16 protein-coding genes are annotated in these 15,819 nt (G+C 66.8%); 7 read left to right on the top strand and 9 right to left on the bottom strand.

Features of this window, described 5'->3' with window-relative positions:
• Positions 1–36 precede the first annotated feature (36 nt).
• Genes dctM through KCG88_RS27380 form a run of 3 tightly spaced genes read right to left on the bottom strand, consistent with a single transcriptional unit; the run spans position 37 to position 3,005 of the window.
• Positions 37–1,317 carry a C4-dicarboxylate TRAP transporter large permease protein DctM gene (gene dctM / locus KCG88_RS27390; RefSeq protein ID WP_011060956.1) on the bottom strand — a complete coding sequence of 427 codons (1,281 nt, stop codon included), beginning with the start codon at positions 1,315–1,317 and terminating at the stop codon, positions 37–39.
• Positions 1,317–1,949 (bottom strand): TRAP transporter small permease, encoded by a 633-nt coding sequence (locus KCG88_RS27385; RefSeq protein ID WP_047286218.1) that lies wholly within the window; start codon positions 1,947–1,949, stop codon positions 1,317–1,319. Before KCG88_RS27385 ends, dctM begins: the two co-directional genes overlap by 1 nt.
• 54 nt (positions 1,950–2,003) lie before the next feature.
• Positions 2,004–3,005, bottom strand: coding sequence for a TRAP transporter substrate-binding protein (locus tag KCG88_RS27380; protein WP_047286273.1), 1,002 nt, complete (start codon positions 3,003–3,005; stop codon positions 2,004–2,006).
• Positions 3,006–3,268: 263 nt separating this feature from the next.
• Between KCG88_RS27380 and KCG88_RS27375 the strand changes: the two genes are divergently transcribed.
• The 5 genes from KCG88_RS27375 to KCG88_RS27355 all read left to right on the top strand — a co-directional run bounded on the left by KCG88_RS27375 (position 3,269) and on the right by KCG88_RS27355 (position 7,772).
• Positions 3,269–4,300 (top strand): AraC family transcriptional regulator, encoded by a 1,032-nt coding sequence (locus KCG88_RS27375; protein ID WP_047286217.1) that lies wholly within the window; start codon positions 3,269–3,271, stop codon positions 4,298–4,300.
• Between the two features lie 106 nt (positions 4,301–4,406).
• The gene (locus KCG88_RS27370; RefSeq protein WP_047286216.1) at positions 4,407–5,528 is read left to right on the top strand and encodes a polyamine ABC transporter substrate-binding protein; all 1,122 of its coding nucleotides are present in this window, start codon (positions 4,407–4,409) and stop codon (positions 5,526–5,528) included.
• 105 nt (positions 5,529–5,633) lie between these two features.
• The gene (locus KCG88_RS27365; protein WP_047286215.1) at positions 5,634–7,097 is read left to right on the top strand and encodes an amidase family protein; all 1,464 of its coding nucleotides are present in this window, start codon (positions 5,634–5,636) and stop codon (positions 7,095–7,097) included.
• A 63-nt stretch (positions 7,098–7,160) separates the two neighbouring features.
• Positions 7,161–7,490, top strand: a complete 330-nt coding sequence (locus KCG88_RS27360) for a hypothetical protein (protein WP_011060950.1) — start codon at positions 7,161–7,163, stop codon at positions 7,488–7,490.
• Between the two features lie 90 nt (positions 7,491–7,580).
• Complete coding sequence (locus tag KCG88_RS27355) at positions 7,581–7,772, top strand: 4-oxalocrotonate tautomerase family protein (RefSeq protein ID WP_011060949.1); 192 nt, start codon at positions 7,581–7,583, stop codon at positions 7,770–7,772.
• Between the two features lie 28 nt (positions 7,773–7,800).
• Here the strand turns inward: KCG88_RS27355 and KCG88_RS27350 are convergent, their stop codons facing one another.
• The 6 genes from KCG88_RS27350 to KCG88_RS27325 all read right to left on the bottom strand — a co-directional run bounded on the left by KCG88_RS27350 (position 7,801) and on the right by KCG88_RS27325 (position 13,930).
• On the bottom strand, positions 7,801–8,232 hold the full coding sequence (locus tag KCG88_RS27350) for an HD domain-containing protein (protein WP_047286214.1): 432 nt from the start codon (positions 8,230–8,232) through the stop codon (positions 7,801–7,803).
• 97 nt (positions 8,233–8,329) lie between these two features.
• A complete protein-coding gene (locus KCG88_RS27345; protein ID WP_011060947.1) occupies positions 8,330–9,142 on the bottom strand; it encodes a CoA ester lyase in 813 nt (270 codons plus the stop codon).
• 165 nt (positions 9,143–9,307) lie between these two features.
• On the bottom strand, positions 9,308–10,513 hold the full coding sequence (locus KCG88_RS27340) for a CaiB/BaiF CoA-transferase family protein (RefSeq protein WP_210713543.1): 1,206 nt from the start codon (positions 10,511–10,513) through the stop codon (positions 9,308–9,310).
• A gap of 32 nt (positions 10,514–10,545) precedes the next feature.
• Complete coding sequence (locus tag KCG88_RS27335; RefSeq protein ID WP_210713542.1) at positions 10,546–11,895, bottom strand: MmgE/PrpD family protein; 1,350 nt, start codon at positions 11,893–11,895, stop codon at positions 10,546–10,548.
• Between the two features lie 9 nt (positions 11,896–11,904).
• Positions 11,905–13,068, bottom strand: a complete 1,164-nt coding sequence (locus tag KCG88_RS27330; protein WP_210713541.1) for an acyl-CoA dehydrogenase family protein — start codon at positions 13,066–13,068, stop codon at positions 11,905–11,907.
• A gap of 34 nt (positions 13,069–13,102) precedes the next feature.
• Positions 13,103–13,930 carry a MaoC family dehydratase N-terminal domain-containing protein gene (locus tag KCG88_RS27325; RefSeq protein WP_210713540.1) on the bottom strand — a complete coding sequence of 276 codons (828 nt, stop codon included), beginning with the start codon at positions 13,928–13,930 and terminating at the stop codon, positions 13,103–13,105.
• A gap of 142 nt (positions 13,931–14,072) precedes the next feature.
• On the opposite strand from KCG88_RS27325, the gene KCG88_RS27320 reads away from it, so the two are divergent.
• Both KCG88_RS27320 and KCG88_RS27315 read left to right on the top strand, forming a co-directional pair.
• Entirely contained in the window at positions 14,073–14,978 is a 906-nt protein-coding gene (locus KCG88_RS27320; RefSeq protein ID WP_047286210.1) for a LysR family transcriptional regulator, read from the top strand.
• A gap of 135 nt (positions 14,979–15,113) precedes the next feature.
• Positions 15,114–15,680 carry a GNAT family N-acetyltransferase gene (locus KCG88_RS27315; RefSeq protein ID WP_011060939.1) on the top strand — a complete coding sequence of 189 codons (567 nt, stop codon included), beginning with the start codon at positions 15,114–15,116 and terminating at the stop codon, positions 15,678–15,680.
• The last annotated feature ends 139 nt before the right edge of the window (positions 15,681–15,819 follow it).

Genomic DNA, 15,819 nt, shown 5'->3' with positions numbered 1-15,819 from the left:
GCGCCTGTAGGAGCTGGCTTGCCTGCGATGGGGGCGCTACATGCCCAGCCAGTTGGGCAAGGCCAGGGAGATCAGCGGCACGTAGGTCACCAGGATCAGGAACAGCAGCAGGATCATCAGCCACGGCATCGCCGCGCGGATGGTCTGGCCCAGGGTCAGGCCGGTCACCGCCGAGGTCACGAACAGGTTCAGGCCCACCGGCGGGTGCACCAGGCCAATCTCCATGTTGACCACCATGACGATGCCCAGGTGAATCGGGTCGATCCCCAGCTTCATGGCAATCGGAAAGAAGATCGGCGCCAGGATCAGCACGATCGCCGAGGGCTCCATGAAGCTGCCCGCCACCAGCAGCACCACGTTGACCATCAGCAGGAAACCGATCGGCGTCAGGCCTTCGGAAATCACCCAGGCGGTGATTTCCTGGGGGATCTGTTCGGTGGTCAGCACATGGGCGAAGAGCATGGCGTTGGCGATGATGAACATCAGCATGATCGACAGCCGGCCCGACTCCAGCAGCACCTTGGGGCAGTCGCGCAGCTTCATGTCGCGGTACACGAACAGGGCGACGAAAGCCGAGTACACCGCCGCCACCGCCGCCGCCTCAGTGGGCGTGAACATGCCGCTGTAGATGCCGCCAAGGATGATCACCAGCAACAGCAGGCCCCAGAACGCCCGGCGCGCAGCACTCAGCCACTGGCCAAAGGTCGCCCGTGGCTGGGCCGGCAGTTTTTTCACCCGCGCCACAATGTAGATCGCCACCATCAGCAGCAGGCCCAGCAGCAAGCCGGGCACCACGCCGGCCATGAACAGCTTGCCCACCGAAGTCTCGGTGGCCGCCGAGTACACCACCATGACGATCGACGGCGGAATCAGGATGCCCAGGGTCCCGGCGTTGCAGATGATCCCGGCGCCGAATTCCTTGGGATAGCCGGAGCGCACCATGCCCGCCACGGCAATCGAGCCCACCGCCGCCACCGTGGCCGGCGAGGAACCGGACAGCGCCGCGAACAGCATGCAGGCCAGCACCGCCGCAATTGCCAGGCCGCCACGGATGTGGCCGACGCAGGCATTGGCGAAGTCGATCAGGCGCTGGGCCACGCCGCCGGTGGTCATGAAGGCCCCTGACAAGAGGAAGAACGGAATCGCCAGGAAGGTGTAGGCGTCGGAGGTCTCGAACAGCTTGATCGCCAGGGAGCTCAGGGAGTCCTGGCTGAACATCAGGATCGACACCGCCCCCGACAGCCCCAGGGCAATGGCGATGGGCACGCCGAGGAACATGAACACGAACAGCAGCAGAAACAGACAGAGCACGGCCATCAGTGACGCTCCTCATGGCTGCCCGCCAGCTTGCTGGCCTCGCCCGCCTCGTCGGCCAGGCCCAGGCCGAACTGCCGTCGGGTGAAGATGCGGTAGAAGATTTCCAGGTAGCGGATCAGCACCAGGGCGAAGCCGATGGGCACGATCACCACGATATGGCTGACCCGGATGCCGAAGCGGTCCAGGTCTTCGGCGCCGATATGGGCGGCCATGATCGCGCTCAGCCACTTGAAGCTGGCCACCATGAACAGCCCGGCGTACACCAGGCAGCACAGGCAGGCCAGCAGCGCCAGGTAGCGCTGTACCGGGCGCGGGGTCAGGCGCACCAGGGCGTCCACCCCCAGGTGCCCGGCGGTGCGCACGCCATAGGAGATGCCGAAGAAGATCAGCCAGCCGAACATCGCCTTGGTCAGGGCCACGCTCCAGGTCATGTCCTGGGCCAGGCCCATGGTGGTGTCGCCCAGAGCGTTGAAGAAGGCGCTGCTGGCGGCCCATTTGTCGGCCAGGGTGAAGAACAGGGTGTAGGTGTTGTTGAGCATCACGTAGACGAAGGTCACCAGGGTCATGGTCGCCAGCAGCAGGGCAATCAGGCCCTCCTCCAGGTGCTCCCAGATACGTCTCAGGGACTGCATAGAGATACCTCGCAAAACGGCGGGGCCGTCCGCAGCGGGACGGCCAGAAGGCAATCAGTGACGCTGGTTGGCGGCGTCGGCGGCCTTGATCAGGTCGGCGCCGATCTCGTCCTCGAACTTGTTCCACACCGGGCGCATGGTGTCGCGCCAGGCCTGGCGCTGCTGGGGGGTCAGTTCGATGATTTCGCTGGTCTTGGCCTCGACGATCTTCTGCTTGGCGCTCTGGTTCAGGGCCTCGGCCTGTTTGTTCACCTCCACCGAGACCTCGGCCATGATGGCTTCCAGCTCGCCGCGCACGTCCGCCGGCAGGCCGTTCCAGAAGCTCGCGTTGGTGATCACCATGTAGTCGATCAGGCCGTGGTTGGACTCGGTGAAATACTTCTGCACCTCGTTGACCTTCTGGCTTTCATAGTTCGACCAGGTGTTCTCGGTGCCGTTGACGGTGCCGGTCTGCAGGCCCTGGTAGACCTCGGCGAAACTCATCTTGCGCGGGTTGGCGCGCATCGCCTTGAACTGCTCTTCGAGCACGCTGGAGGCCTGCACGCGGAACTTCAGGCCACGGGCGTCCTTGGGTTCGTGCAGGGGCTTGTTGGCCGACAACTGCTTCAGGCCGTTGTGCCAGTAGGCCAGGCCGAGAATGCCCTTGCCCTGCATCGAGGTCAGCAGCTGCTTGCCCTCGGCGGCCTGGAAGCGGTCCACCGCCGCCAGGTCGTCGAACAGGAACGGCAGGTCGTAGATCTGGATCTTTTTCGTGTACTGCTCGAATTTGGCCAGCGACGGCGCCAGCATCTGCACATCCCCCAGCAGCAGCGCCTCCATTTCCTTGCCATCGCCGAACAGCGAGGAGTTGGGGTAGACCTCGACCTTGACCCGCCCCGGCAGGCGCTCCTCGGCGAGCTTCTTGAACAGCAACGCGCCCTGGCCCTTGGGGGTGTTCTCGGCCACCACGTGGGCAAACTTGATGATGATCGGGTTGCCGGTGGATTCGGCGGCCTGGGCCACCCCGGCAGCGAGCAATGCGGCGGCACAGAACAGCGCTCTTGAGAGCTTGAACATGGACATCACCTTTTTATTGTTGTGATTGAGGGAAGAGTGCCTAAGGCATGGCGTATAGAGAATTTCGAATTTTTGATACCCGCGTTCACCCCCGCCGAACGCCCCTCCCCATTCGGCGCCACCTGCCGCCCCGTAGGAGCCGGCTTGCCGGCGAAAGGGCCCTTGAGCCCTGCGCCGCCCCTGCCAGCGCCTGCAAGGGGCAATTGAACCGCGGGCGCGTAACCCCTAAAGTCACGCCTCCCGATATCACTCTGAGATCGTCGATGACCGCTCTTCGCTTGACCACCCTGCATACCACCCAAGCGGTGCTGGACGCCTTCCGTGACAGCGACGTACCCGCCCAGGTGCTGCTGGAGGGCAGCGGCATCCAACTGGCGGACCTGGAGCTGCCCAACAGCCTGATCAATATCAGCCAGGAAATGCGCGTGTTCAGCAACGCGGTGCAGTTTCGCCAGGACCTGGGACTGGTGCTGGGGCGCAACCTGCACATTTCCGCCTACGGCATGTTCGGCCTGACCCTGCTGACCAGCGCCACCCTGCGCGAAGGCTGGTCCCTGGCGCTGCGCTACCCCTTGCTGCTGGGCACCTTCTTCCGCCTGGACCTTGAGGTCCGCGACGGCCTGGCCTGGCTCACCGCCGACCAGTACAGCGAAAGCGAACTTGAGGTGTTCAACACCGATTTCTGCATGTCGTCCTACCGGGTCACCTGCCAGGACCTGCTGGGCTGTGCCCTGCCCCTGCGCCAGGTGCAACTGATGCATGGCCCCCAGCCCTATATGGACAGCTACGAGCAGGCCTTCAATTGCCCGGTGCAGTTCAATGCCGGGCGCAATGCCATCGGCTTCGACCTGGAGTGGCTGGACCGGCGCCTGCCCCTGGCGGACCTGGTGACCCAGAACGACATGCTGCAACGCTGCATCCGCCTCAACGAGGAGCTCAGCGCGCGGCCGACCTGGATCGACCAGGTGCGGCGCATCCTCAATGAACAACTGCACGCGGTGCCGGATTTCGACAGCCTGGCGCGCCAGGTGCACTGCTCCCCCAGCACCCTGCGCCGGCGCCTGCGAGCCCAGGACACCAGCTATCAGCAGTTGCTGGACGAGTTGCGCTACGCCCGCGCCCAGCAGTTGCTGGGCCAGCACAGCCTGCCCATCTACCGCATTGCCGAAGCCCTGGGCTTCAAGGAAACCGCAAGTTTCCGCCACGCCTTCCAACGCTGGAGCGGCGTCGCTCCCGGGCGCTTCCGCCAGCTGGCCGGCCAGCTCGGGCCGCTCTCGGACTGCGCCGAAGATTGACGCTAAATATCCCCTATTGACCGTTGCAAGCATTCTCTCTGCGACCTATCCGACGAAAAATGTCCGCCTCGGATGGTTCCGCTCATTTCGGACATGGAGTTGTCATATGAAATCGTTGCACACCGCCCTTTCCCGCCTCACCACGGCCTGCACCCTCGGTGCCCTGGCCCTGGCCGCCTCTGTCACCGCCCAGGCCGCCCCCGAGCGCACGGTGAACATCTTCAACTGGTCGGAGTACATCGCTCCCAACACCATCAAGGATTTCCAGGCCCAGAGCGGGATCAAGGTCAAGTACGACATCTTCGAGAGCAACGAAGTGCTCGAAGCCAAGCTGCTGACCGGCAACAGCGGCTATGACGTGGTGGTGCCCTCCAGCGGTTTCGTCAGCAAGCAGATCAGCGCCGGCGCCTTCCAGCCCCTGGACCGCGGGCAGTTGCCGAACTGGAAGAACCTCGACCCGGCCGTGATGAAGCTGCTGGAGCAGAGCGACCCGGGCAACCGCTACGTGATCCCCTACATGTGGGGCACCAACCTGATCGGCTACAACCGCGACAAGGTCCAGGAACTGCTGGGCAGCGACGCGCCGGTCAACAGCTGGGACCTGGTGTTCAAGGAAGAGAACCTGAAGAAGCTCAGCCAGTGCGGCGTGACCTTCCTCGACTCGCCCACCGAAATGCTGCCCCTGGCCCTGCACTACCTGGGCCTGGACCCCAACAGCCAGAACCCCGAGGACTACCGCAAGGCCGAGGCCCTGCTGCTCAAGCTGCGTCCCTACGTGCGCTACTTCCATAGCGCCAAGTGGATGGGCGATATCGCCAACGGCAACATCTGCGTGGCCGTGGGCTACTCCGGCGGTTTCCTGCAGGCGGCCAACCGCGCCAACGAAGCCAAGAACGGCGTGCACATCGAAATGCGCATTCCCAAGGAAGGCACCCTGGTGTGGATCGACACCGTGGCCATTCCCGCCGGCGCCAAGCACGCGGACACCGCCCACGCCTTCCTCAATTACCTGATGGAACCCAAGGTCATCGCCTCCATCAGCAACTACGTCGGCTACCCCAACGGGGTGACCGATTCCAAGCCATTCATCCAGCAGTCACTGCTGGACAACCCGGACCTGTTCCCCAGCGCCGAGACCATGACCCGCCTCTACCCCCTGGCCCCGCTGCCGGCCAAGGCCGAGCGCACCCGGACCCGCACCTGGGTCAAGGTCACCAGTGGCCGCTGAGTCATTCACTGCGAAGGCCCGCCAGGACGCCGCCAACGGCGTCCATGCCGCCTTTCCACACCGTGGCGCAGCCCGCGCCCGGCGTGCTTGAACAAAGAGCCGAATATGCCGTTGCCCACTTCCAGCCAAGCGGCCCTGCCGCACCTGTCGATCGAGGCGCTGCTGCAGGGGTTCGCCACCTTGCAGTTCACCCCGGTGGACGTGCTGCGGGCCGTGCTGGCGCAGATCGAGCGCCACGAGCCACAGCTCAACGCCCTCTGCGAACGCCAGGACCCGGCTGCGCTGCGCGCTGCCCAGGCGTCCACCGCGCGCTGGGCCGCCGGGCAACCCATGGGCCGGCTGGACGGCATTCCGATCCTGGTCAAGGACAACAACGACGTACAGGGCTGGCAGACCCGCAGTGGTTCCCGGGCCCTGGCCAACCGCCCGGCCATGACCCGGGACTCCAGCCTGGTGGCGCGCCTGCGTGAAGCCGGGGCGATCTTCATCGCCAAGACCACCCTGCCGGAACTGGGCAGCACGCCCCTGACCGACAGCCCGTTGACCGGCATCACCCGCAACCCGTGGAACCTGGCCCTGCATGCCGGTGGCAGCAGTGGCGGCAGTACGGCGGGGGTCGCAGCCGGTTATGCCCCGGCCGCGACAGGCAACGATGCCGCCGGTTCGATCCGCACCCCGTCGAGTTTTTGCGGCGTGGTCGGGTTCAAGCCCAGCCATGGCCTGGTGTCCGCCTGCCCGAGCATCGACCCTGGCGGCATGGCCGCCGAAGGCCCGATTGCCCGCTACGTGCGCGACATTGCCCTGTTGATGGAGCTCATGGCCGTGCACGAGCCCGGCGAGCCCTTTGCCTGGCCCCATGGGCCCCGGGATTTTCTCAGTTCCATCGAGGACGGCGTCGCCGGCCTGCGCATCGCCTTCAGCGCCGACCTGGGCTACGCCGCCCATGTCGACCCGCAGATCGCCGCAGCCTGCCTGGACGCTGCCAGGCTGTTGCAGGAAGCCGGCGCCACCCTGGTCCTGGCCTCGCCGGACATCGGCAACCCGGCGCCGAACTACCTGCGGGCCTGGCCGGTGGAAGTGGCCTGCGCCGTGGCCCAGGAAATACCTGCCGAGGACCGCCATCTGGTGGGGGACTTTCTCCAGCAGGCCCAGGTCCGCGCGCGCCAGCTCAATGCCCTGGACTACGCCTGCGCGGTGGAGGAGCGCCATCAGGTGGCGCACAAGCTTCACGCTTTCCTGGGTGAATACGACCTGCTGCTGACCCCTACCGCGGTCGTCGAACCCTTCGCCGTGGAACGCCTGCTGCCGCCGGACTGGCCGGAACAGATCAGCGCCATGTGGCAGCCCACCACCTTCCCGTTCAATTTCAGCCGCCAGCCAGCGTTGAGCCTGCCTTGCGCCCTGAGCGAGGCGGGCCTGCCCATCGGCCTGCAGATCGTCGCCCGCTTCGGCCGCGACGCCCTGGTACTGAGGGCCGCACGGGCCCTGGAAAAACGGCTGCCCGAGGGAGTGTTCCGCCACCCCGCCGGGCTGCACGACGCCCCCCAGGCGTCACCCGCAAACCGCTAGACCCGCACAGAACACAATGCCGACGCCGGCCACGGCGAAGGCTCACGGACAAGGAGGTGGACCATGGATTCTTCAAGCAGTTGGTATCAAGACACCCAATTCGACCACGACATCTACGTGATGATCATTCGTGAACCGAGCTCTCCCAGCCTTGATCCCCATCAGTCCGGTTCCAGCTACAGCTACGTCGGCCGCCTCACCGGCCACGGCCAGCACCCGTGCTTTTCCGTGCACTTCGCCTGCCCGCCCTACGGCAACGACTACGCCAGCACTGAAGCCGCGCTGCAGGCCGGCCTGGCCCATGGCCGGGCGCTGATCGAGCACTGGCGCACCCGTGGGCGCAAGCCACCGGCACGCACCGCCGAAGTGGCGCTGTCCAGCTACAGCAACTGACGCACCAAGGCCCCTGGCTGGCAGGAGGGCAGCGGCTGTCGTAGGCTGCCCTGCCGCCCGTCCATGCGCCATCACCTGGAGTGTCGATCCATGCCCTATATCAACCTGCAGATCACCAAGGGCGCCACGCGCCAGCAGAAGGCCCAACTGGTCAAGGAGTTCACCGAATCCCTGGTGCGGGTACTGGGCAAGAAGCCCGAGCATACCCACATCGTGATCCAGGAAATCGACGGCAGCGATTGGGGGTTTGCCGGCGAGCTGAGCGACGACGACCAGGCCTGAGCCGCTGCTGGGCGCAGGTATCACGAACTCAGTCGCGCGCCAATGAGTTCAGGTAGTCCGTGGCCTGGCGGTACTTCTCCAGGCGCCGCAGGTCTTCGGCACCCGGTTCGGGGATGCGCGACAGGTCGCTGTTTTCCGCCAGATCCGCCAGCTTCACCTGCCGCGCCAGGGGGTTCGCGCCTGCCCGGCGGATGAACGTCGGGTAGTCCTCACCGGCAACCTTGGTCAGCGCCAGCAGCGCCGCCAGTACCTCTTCGCTGAAGCCCTCGCCCCGCAACTGCTCCGGGGTGATGGGGCAGTCTTCCAGGACATCGTGCAGCACCGCGACAATCCGCGCCTCGGGGTGTGTCAGGCGCAGCATCACGCGCAAGGGGTGCAGGATGTAGGGCGCGCCGCCCTTGTCGACTTGCCCGGCATGGGCCTGGGCGGCCAGCGCGATGGCCCGCTCCAGGCTGCTCATCGGACGCTACCGCAGGTGTATGGGGCTGAGCTGTGCATGGTGCCACCTCGATAAAAAGACCGCGCCATTCTACCTGCGCCGCGGCCCGGGCGCAGGCTCAGGCCATCGCCAGCAAGCGCTGGGCCCGCAGCAGCACCGGGGCATCGACCATCTGCCCATCCACCTGGTAGGCCCCGGCACCCTCGCGCCCGCCTTCCACCACCCGTTGGGCCCAGGCCAATTCCTCGGCGCTGGGCGCCAGGGCCTGGTGGATCACCGGCACCTGGGCCGGGTGGATGCACAGCGCACCGGCAAAGCCCATGGCGTAGGCGTGGCGGACCGAGGCGGCCAGGCCCTGGCTGTCGGCGATGCCGGGAAACACCCCGTCCAGCGGCGCCTGCAGCCCCGCCGCCCGGGAGTGCAGGATCAGCGCCAGCCGCGCCTGGTCCAGGGCGAACTGGGCCGCCGCCGAGCCGCTGCTGAGGTTGAGGTCCAGGGCCAGGTCCAGGCCGCCGAACGACAGGCGCTGGACCCCAGGGGCGCTGGCGATCTCGCCCAGGGCCAGCAAGCCCCGGGCACTTTCGATGATCGGCCAGACCAGGCGGCCGCTGGCGGCCACCCGCGCCACCTGGGCTGCGCTCTCGACTTTCGGCAGGAGAATGCCCACCACACCGGCATGGGCCTGGCAGAACGCCAGGTCGGCCAGGTGCTGGGGGTGCTCGGGTGCGTTGATTCGTACCCAGGCCCGCACCTGGGGCTGCGCCAGCAGGAAGCGCCCCAGGTGCTCTCGCGCCTGCACCTTGAGGGGTTCCTCGACGGCGTCCTCGAAATCGACGATCACCGCATCGGCGCCACAGGCCAGGGCCTTGGCGAAACGCTCGGGGCGGCTGCCGGGGACGAACAGCGCGGAGCGGACAATGGGGTTGGACATGTTCGGATCCTTGTTATTGGAAGACCAATGGCGGCCAGGCTTGCTGCCCGGCCCCTACGGTAAGAGCCTGGTGTTGCCCTGCCCTCTGCGGGAACCGGCTTGCCGGCGAAGGCGATCTCAGGGCCCCCTTCGCTGGCAAGCCAGCTCCTACGGGGAGGTTGGGGTTCAGATGACGCCGCGGGCCTGCAGTTGCTCGATGCCTTGCGGGCTCAGGCCCAGCTCGGCGAGTATCGCTGCGCTGTGCTGGCCCAGCGCCGGGATTGCGTCCATGCGCGGCGCATAGGCGCTGTTGCGCGCCGGGGGCAACAGCGCCGGCAGGCGGCCCGCCGGGCTGTCCACCTGGCGCCAGGCATCCCGGGCCGCCAGTTGCGGGTGCTGCCACACGCCCTGCATGTCGTTGACCCGGGCGTTGGCGATCTGCGCCTGCTCCAGCCGTTCGATCACCTGGGCGACGCTGAGCCGGGCAAAGCGCTCGACGATGATCTGGCGCAGCACCTCGCGGTTGGCCGAACGCTTGAAGTTGGCGCCAAAGCGCTCGTCCGTGGCCAGTTCGGGCAGCTCCAGCACCTTGTCGCAGAAGGCCGCCCATTCCCGTTCGTTCTGCAGGCCGAGCATCACCGTGCCGCCGTCACCGGCGGGAAACGGCCCGTAGGGGTAGATGGTGGAATGGGCCGCGCCGGCCCGGGGTGGCGGTTCGGCGCCTTCGAAGGCGTAGTACAGGGGGTAGCCCATCCACTCCACCAGGCTTTCCAGCATGCTGATGTCGATGCGGCTGCCCAGGCCGGTGCGCCCACGCAGCAGCAGGGCCGAAAGAATGCCGCTGTAGGCGTACATGCCGGCGGCGATGTCGGCGATCGAGCAACCGGCCTTGGCCATCTGCTCCGGTTCGGGGCCGCCGGTCACCGATACAAAGCCGCCTTCGCTCTGGATCAGCAGGTCGTAGGCCTTTTTCCGCTCATAGGGGCCGCCTTCGCCATAGCCGGAAATATCGCAGACGATCAGCCGTGGAAAGCGCTGATGCAGCGCCTCGAACGACAGCCCCATGCGCGCCGCCGCCCCCGGTGCCAGGTTCTGCACCAGCACGTCGGCCCCGGCCAGCAGGCTGTCCAGCAGGCCCTCGGCTTCGGGCTGTTTGAGGTCCAGGCTCAGGCTTTCCTTGGAGCGGTTGGTCCACACGAAATGCGAGGCCAGGCCCTTGACCCGCTGGTCGTAGCCCCGGGCGAAATCGCCGCTGCCGGGGCGCTCGACCTTGATCACCCGGGCGCCCAGGTCCGCCAGCTGGCGGGTGCAGAACGGCGCGGCAATGGCGTGTTCCAGGCTGACCACGGTGATGCCGTCCAGGGGCCGTGGCTGTGCTGTGTTGTCAGTCATGTTCGGTCCTCGCCCTGTTCGATGTCGGGCATTCAGAGCAGTGAGTTGAGGTCGGCAGCGTCCCGCAGGGCCCAGACCCGGCGGATCAAGGCATCGCCCTGCTCCGGGGTGCGGGCGCCAGAGAACTGCAGCAGGCGCTGGAACTTGTCTTCCAGCTCGGCCCGGGACAGGCCATTGCCCGGGTCACCCTTGGGCTCATTGATGGCGCCGTGCAGGGTGCGGCCATCCACGCACTGCACCTCGACCCGGCCCAGCCAGCGCGCGGGATAGGCCGCATCGACTTGCGGGTCCAGCTGCATGCCGACCTTGTCGCGAAACGCCGCGACCCGGGGGTCGTTCAGCCCATGGCGCTGGAACTCCGGCAAGCCGGCCTTGCCGTGCACGGCGATCAGGCCAAGCACGGTGCCCATGGAGAACTTGGCCTGGTGCACGGTCTGCGGCACCTGGACCCGGCCCAGCACGTCGATGGCGCCCTGGTGCACCCGGGTCAGCACCCGGGCAATCTGCCCGTGTTCCAGGCCTTCGCGCTGCATCACCTCAAGCAAGGCATCGGCGGCGGGATGGGTGTGGCGGCAGGAGGCGTGGAACTTGAACGAGGTTTCCAGCAGCGCCCAGCGGCTGCCCAGGCGGGCACTGAGCAGTGCCGGTTCGGCATCCCGGGACATGCCGGCGGCCATGCCTTGCTCGCCTTCGAGGATATTGCGCGCGCCGCTCAGGCCGTCCCGGGTCAGGTAGGCGGCCAGCAGACCATCGGCGGCGGCCTTGGCGGTGTGCAATTGCTTGGAGTCGGCGGCGTCGCGCAAGAATTCCCAGAGCCCGGCGGCCTGGGTCCCGGCGCTGCCCAGCAGGTTGATGAACTGCTCGCTGTCGAATTCCATCAGCTTACCCACCGCCACCGCGGCGGCCAGGGTGCCGACGGTGGCCGTGGTGTGGAAGATCCGGTAGTGGGAACGGCCCATGAATTCGCCGATGCGGATCCCTGCCTCATAACCGGCCACCGCCGCCAGCAGCAGCTCGCGGCCGGACTTGCCCAGGTCCTGGGCCGCCGCCAGCGCCGCCGGGAACACCACAGTGGCCGGGTGCAGCACGGAGCTGTTGTGCAGGTCGTCCTGCTCCACCAGGTGCGAGGAGGCGGCGTTGACCAGGGCGGCGAAATACGCCGAGCTGCCGGCCCCATTGACCAGGATGCGCGCCGGGCCACTGGCCGGGCCCATGTGCCGGGCATAGGCCTCGAACAACGGGATCGGGTGCGCGCCCTGGGCGGCCAGGGCCGAGCCCAGCCAGTCGAGGAACAGCTCTTGGGTGCGCAGCAGGACGCTTTCCGGCAGGTCGGCGTAGCGCAGGCCGGCGAGGAACCCGGCCAGATCGTGGGTATGGCTCATGGGGGCTCCTTAGAAGCTGCGGGGCAGCTCCAGCAAATGCTCGGCGACATAGGACAGGATCAGGTTGGTGGAGATCGGCGCCACCTGGTACAGCCGGGTCTCGCGGAATTTGCGCTCGACGTCGTACTCGCAGGCAAAGCCGAAGCCGCCGTGGGTCTGCAGGCAGGCGTTGGCCGCTTCCCAGGAAGCCTTGGCCGCCAGGTACTTGGCCATGTTGGCGCTGGCCCCGGCGTTGCCCCCGCTGTCGTATTCCTCGCAGGCGCGCCAGCGCATCAGGTCGGCGGCCTCGATCTCGATATGGGCCTCGGCAATCGGGAACTGCACGCCCTGGTTCTGGCCGATGGGCCGGCCGAACACCACCCGGTCGCGGGCATAGGCGCTGGCCTTGTCGATGAACCAGCGGCCATCGCCGATGCATTCGGCGGCAATCAGCGTGCGCTCGGCATTGAGGCCGTCGAGGATGTACTTGAAGCCCTTGCCCTCCTCGCCAATCAGGCTGTCGGCGGGCAGCTCCAGGTTGTCGAAGAACAGCTCGTTGGTCTCGTGGTTGACCATGTTGGCAATGGGCTGCACGGTCAGGCCGTTGCCGATGGCCTGGCGCAGGTCCACCAGGAAGATCGACATGCCTTCGGACTTCTTGCGCACCTCGGCCAGTGGCGTGGTGCGGGCCAGCAGGATCATCAGGTCGGAATGCTGGATGCGCGAGATCCATACCTTCTGCCCGTTGATCACGTACTTGTCGCCGCGGCGGATGGCAGTGGTCTTGATCTTGGTGGTGTCGGTGCCGGTGGTGGGCTCGGTGACGCCCATCGATTGCAGGCGCAGTTCGCCGCTGGCGAGCTTGGGCAGGTAGTAGTGCTTCTGCGCCGGGCTGCCGTGGCGCAGCAGGGTGAACATGTTGTACATCTGCCCGTGCACGGTGCCGGAGTTGCCGCCGCAGCGGTTCACCTCTTCGAGGATCACCGAGGCTTCTGCCAGCCCCAGGCCGGAGCCGCCGTACTCGGCAGGGATCATCGCTGCCAGCCAGCCGGCCTCGGTCAGGGCCTTGACGAAGGCTTCCGGGAAGCCCTTGCGCTCATCGATGCCGCGCCAGTAGGCGGCGTCGAATTCGGCGCACAGGGCACGCACGCCTTCACGGATGGCATTGAGTTCTTCAGTGTCATGGGGGGTCATCAATCGGCACTCCGCCTTTGCTTATTGTTGGAATTCAGTCGAACTGCACTTCGCCGCGCTGGGCCAGCCCGGAGCCGTCGCCGGCCCACAGTTCGGCGTGGCCAGGGGCGCTGATGCGCCCGCCGACCTCGAAAGGCTGCGGGGCAATCAAGGGCCGCAGGCCGCGGTAGGCGAAATGGCGCAGGCGCGCCTCGGGGTGGGCCCGGCAGAAGGCCCCCAGGCTCAGGGTGGCGATCAGCGGGCCGTGCACCACCAGCCCCGGGTAGCCCTCGGTGGCGGTGACGTAGGGATAGTCGTAGTGGATGCGATGGCCGTTGAAGGTCACCGCGCTGTAGCGAAACAGCAGGGTCGGCGTGGGCTCCACCGGCTCGCGCCAGTCGCCTTCGGGCAGCAGCTCGCCACTGCTGATTTTCGGCGGGGTCGGTTCGCGGTAGACGATGTCCTGTTCTTCGCGCAGCGCCAGTTGGCCGTCCTGAACGTATTCGTGGCACAGGGTGACGAACAGCAGCTTGCCGGTGCGCCCGGCCTTTTCCTCGACCTGGAGGATGGTGCTGGTGCAACTGGCCTCGGCGCCGGCCCGCAGCGGCCGGTGAAACGCCAGGCGGCCACCGGCCCACATGCGGTTGCGGTTGGCCGCCGGCGGCAGGAAACCGCCCCGCGCCGGATGGCCGTCGCCGCCCAGGGCCGAGGCCGGCTGCGGCTGCTGGAAGAAACACCAGTGCCACAACGGCGGCAGGGCCTCGCCCGGGGCCGGGGCGGGCTGGCCGAACGTGGCGGCGATGCGGGCCAGCAGGTTATGGCTGAGGTGGTCGTCGATCCGCTGGCTGCGGCCGATCCAGGCGCTGGGGTCGGTGGCACTCATGGGGGCTGGGTCCTGTGGCACGAAGGTGATGGCGGCCATCATGCAAGGGGCTGGCGCGTATGGAGAATTTGCATTTCTATAAACCGGCGTTCGTTTATGCTGAACGCCATTCGCCCCTACCCCTGCCTTCAGGAGCCCGGACATGCATTTCGATCTCGCGGACCTGCGCCTGTTTATCCATATTGCCGAATCCCCCAGCCTGACCCAGGGCGCGCGCCGCGCCTTTCTCTCGCCAGCGGCCGCCAGCGCGCGGATCAAGGCCCTGGAAGGCCAGCTCGAAACCCGCCTGCTGTACCGCGACAGCCGTGGCGTGGAAGTCACCCCCGCCGGCGAGCGGCTGCTGCAGCACGCGCGGCTGATCATGCGCCAGGTGGATTACCTGAAAAGCGAATTCACCCGGTACGGCGGCGATTCCTCCGGGCACATCCGCATCTTCGCCAACACCACGGCGGTCACCGAATTCTTGCCGGAAGTGCTGGCGAAATTTCTCTCGGTACGCCCGGGAGTCACGGTGGACCTGCAGGAGCGCCTGTCCCGTGACATCGTTCGCGGTGTGCTGGACGGCACCAGCGACATGGGCATCATCGCCGGCCCGGTGGAAGCCAGCGGCCTGCAGGTGCTGCACTTCAGCACCGACCACCTGGTGCTGATGGTGCCCGTGGGCCACCCGCTGTCGGGGCAGGCTTCGGTGACCCTGGAACAGACCCTGGCCTACCAGCACATCGGCCTGCATGAAGGCAGCACCCTCTTGACCTTCCTGCGCGAGCATGTGGAACGCCTGGGCAAGCAACTGTCGCTGCGCATCCAGGTGTCGAGCTTCGAAGCGATCTGCCGCATGGTGGAAGCCGGGGTCGGCATCGGCATCATTCCCGAGTCCGCGGCCTTGCGGCACAGCCGCACCATGCAGTTGGTGACGGTGAAGCTGGATGAAAGCTGGGCCGTGCGCGAACGCAGCATCATCGTCCGCGAACTGGAGGCCCTGCCCGGCAGCGTGCGGGCGCTGATCGCGACGCTGATGCCCGATCCCCGGAGCCCGCAAGCCTCGTGACCGGTGATCGCCCTGGCCGGCAGCGCAAGCGAAGACATTGATGCCGATCAAGTGCCCGCCTCGCCAGCGGAGTAAACCTGAAGCCAATCAGGGCTGTTTGTGCAGCCCGCCCTTTGGCTCCGCGGAGACTTGACCATGCCCAGCACCGCTCTCGATACCCTCGCCCACCCGCCGTTCCCGGCGCAGCAAGGCCAATACTGGATCGACGCCCTGAACGACGGCAGCCATGTGCTGATCCGCCCGCTGCGGCCCCAGGACCGGGAGCGGGAAAAGGCCTTTATCGAAAACCTCTCCCCGGCCACCCGGCACCAGCGCTTTCTCGGTGAGATCAAGGAAGTGGGCGAGCAGTTGCTCAATCAACTGATGGATGTGGGCACGCCGCAGCGGGTGGCTTATGTGGCCCTGGTCCACGACAACGGCGAACTGCGGGAAGTGGGGATCAGCCGCTACGCCCAGGTCGACGAGCAGCCCTCGCATTGCGAGTTCGCCGTGACCATCGCCGATGAGTGGCAAGGCAAGGGCCTTGGCGCGCTGCTGATGCAGCACCTGATCGACGAAGCCCGCAACAACGGTTTCCAGCAGATGTACTCGGTGGATTCCGCCGCCAACTACAGCATGCGCCGCCTGGCAAAACAGCTGGGCATGCGCAGCGCCATCGACCCCGATGACGCCACCCAGGTGATCCACAGCCTGGCGCTGTAACCTGGCTGGCGCCGCGCCTCGGACCGAGGCGCGGCCGCACTGCCCGCAGAACGGGCCCGACCGGCACTTCGGCACGCTGGCCCATCACCACGCCACGACAGCTGTTCGCACAGCGGCTAGCCTGTGCAGTCCACCCGTT

Origin of the sequence: Pseudomonas sp. MWU349, from assembly GCF_017947325.1 — a bacterium.
In the GTDB taxonomy this organism is placed as follows: Bacteria; Pseudomonadota; Gammaproteobacteria; order Pseudomonadales; family Pseudomonadaceae; genus Aquipseudomonas; species Aquipseudomonas protegens.
This window is presented reverse-complemented; position numbering and strand designations above follow the sequence as displayed.

Excerpts from the sequence above, each read along its gene's own strand:
- dctM (WP_011060956.1), bottom strand. The coding sequence starts at position 1,317 with ATGGCCGTGCTCTGTCTGTTTCTGCTGCTGTTCGTGTTCATGTTCCTC.
- KCG88_RS27385 (WP_047286218.1), bottom strand. The coding sequence starts at position 1,949 with ATGCAGTCCCTGAGACGTATCTGGGAGCACCTGGAGGAGGGCCTGATT.
- KCG88_RS27380 (WP_047286273.1), bottom strand. The coding sequence starts at position 3,005 with ATGTTCAAGCTCTCAAGAGCGCTGTTCTGTGCCGCCGCATTGCTCGCT.
- KCG88_RS27375 (WP_047286217.1), top strand. The coding sequence starts at position 3,269 with ATGACCGCTCTTCGCTTGACCACCCTGCATACCACCCAAGCGGTGCTG.
- KCG88_RS27370 (WP_047286216.1), top strand. The coding sequence starts at position 4,407 with ATGAAATCGTTGCACACCGCCCTTTCCCGCCTCACCACGGCCTGCACC.
- KCG88_RS27365 (WP_047286215.1), top strand. The coding sequence starts at position 5,634 with ATGCCGTTGCCCACTTCCAGCCAAGCGGCCCTGCCGCACCTGTCGATC.
- KCG88_RS27360 (WP_011060950.1), top strand. The coding sequence starts at position 7,161 with ATGGATTCTTCAAGCAGTTGGTATCAAGACACCCAATTCGACCACGAC.
- KCG88_RS27355 (WP_011060949.1), top strand. The coding sequence starts at position 7,581 with ATGCCCTATATCAACCTGCAGATCACCAAGGGCGCCACGCGCCAGCAG.
- KCG88_RS27350 (WP_047286214.1), bottom strand. The coding sequence starts at position 8,232 with ATGAGCAGCCTGGAGCGGGCCATCGCGCTGGCCGCCCAGGCCCATGCC.
- KCG88_RS27345 (WP_011060947.1), bottom strand. The coding sequence starts at position 9,142 with ATGTCCAACCCCATTGTCCGCTCCGCGCTGTTCGTCCCCGGCAGCCGC.
- KCG88_RS27340 (WP_210713543.1), bottom strand. The coding sequence starts at position 10,513 with ATGACTGACAACACAGCACAGCCACGGCCCCTGGACGGCATCACCGTG.
- KCG88_RS27335 (WP_210713542.1), bottom strand. The coding sequence starts at position 11,895 with ATGAGCCATACCCACGATCTGGCCGGGTTCCTCGCCGGCCTGCGCTAC.
- KCG88_RS27330 (WP_210713541.1), bottom strand. The coding sequence starts at position 13,068 with ATGACCCCCCATGACACTGAAGAACTCAATGCCATCCGTGAAGGCGTG.
- KCG88_RS27325 (WP_210713540.1), bottom strand. The coding sequence starts at position 13,930 with ATGAGTGCCACCGACCCCAGCGCCTGGATCGGCCGCAGCCAGCGGATC.
- KCG88_RS27320 (WP_047286210.1), top strand. The coding sequence starts at position 14,073 with ATGCATTTCGATCTCGCGGACCTGCGCCTGTTTATCCATATTGCCGAA.
- KCG88_RS27315 (WP_011060939.1), top strand. The coding sequence starts at position 15,114 with ATGCCCAGCACCGCTCTCGATACCCTCGCCCACCCGCCGTTCCCGGCG.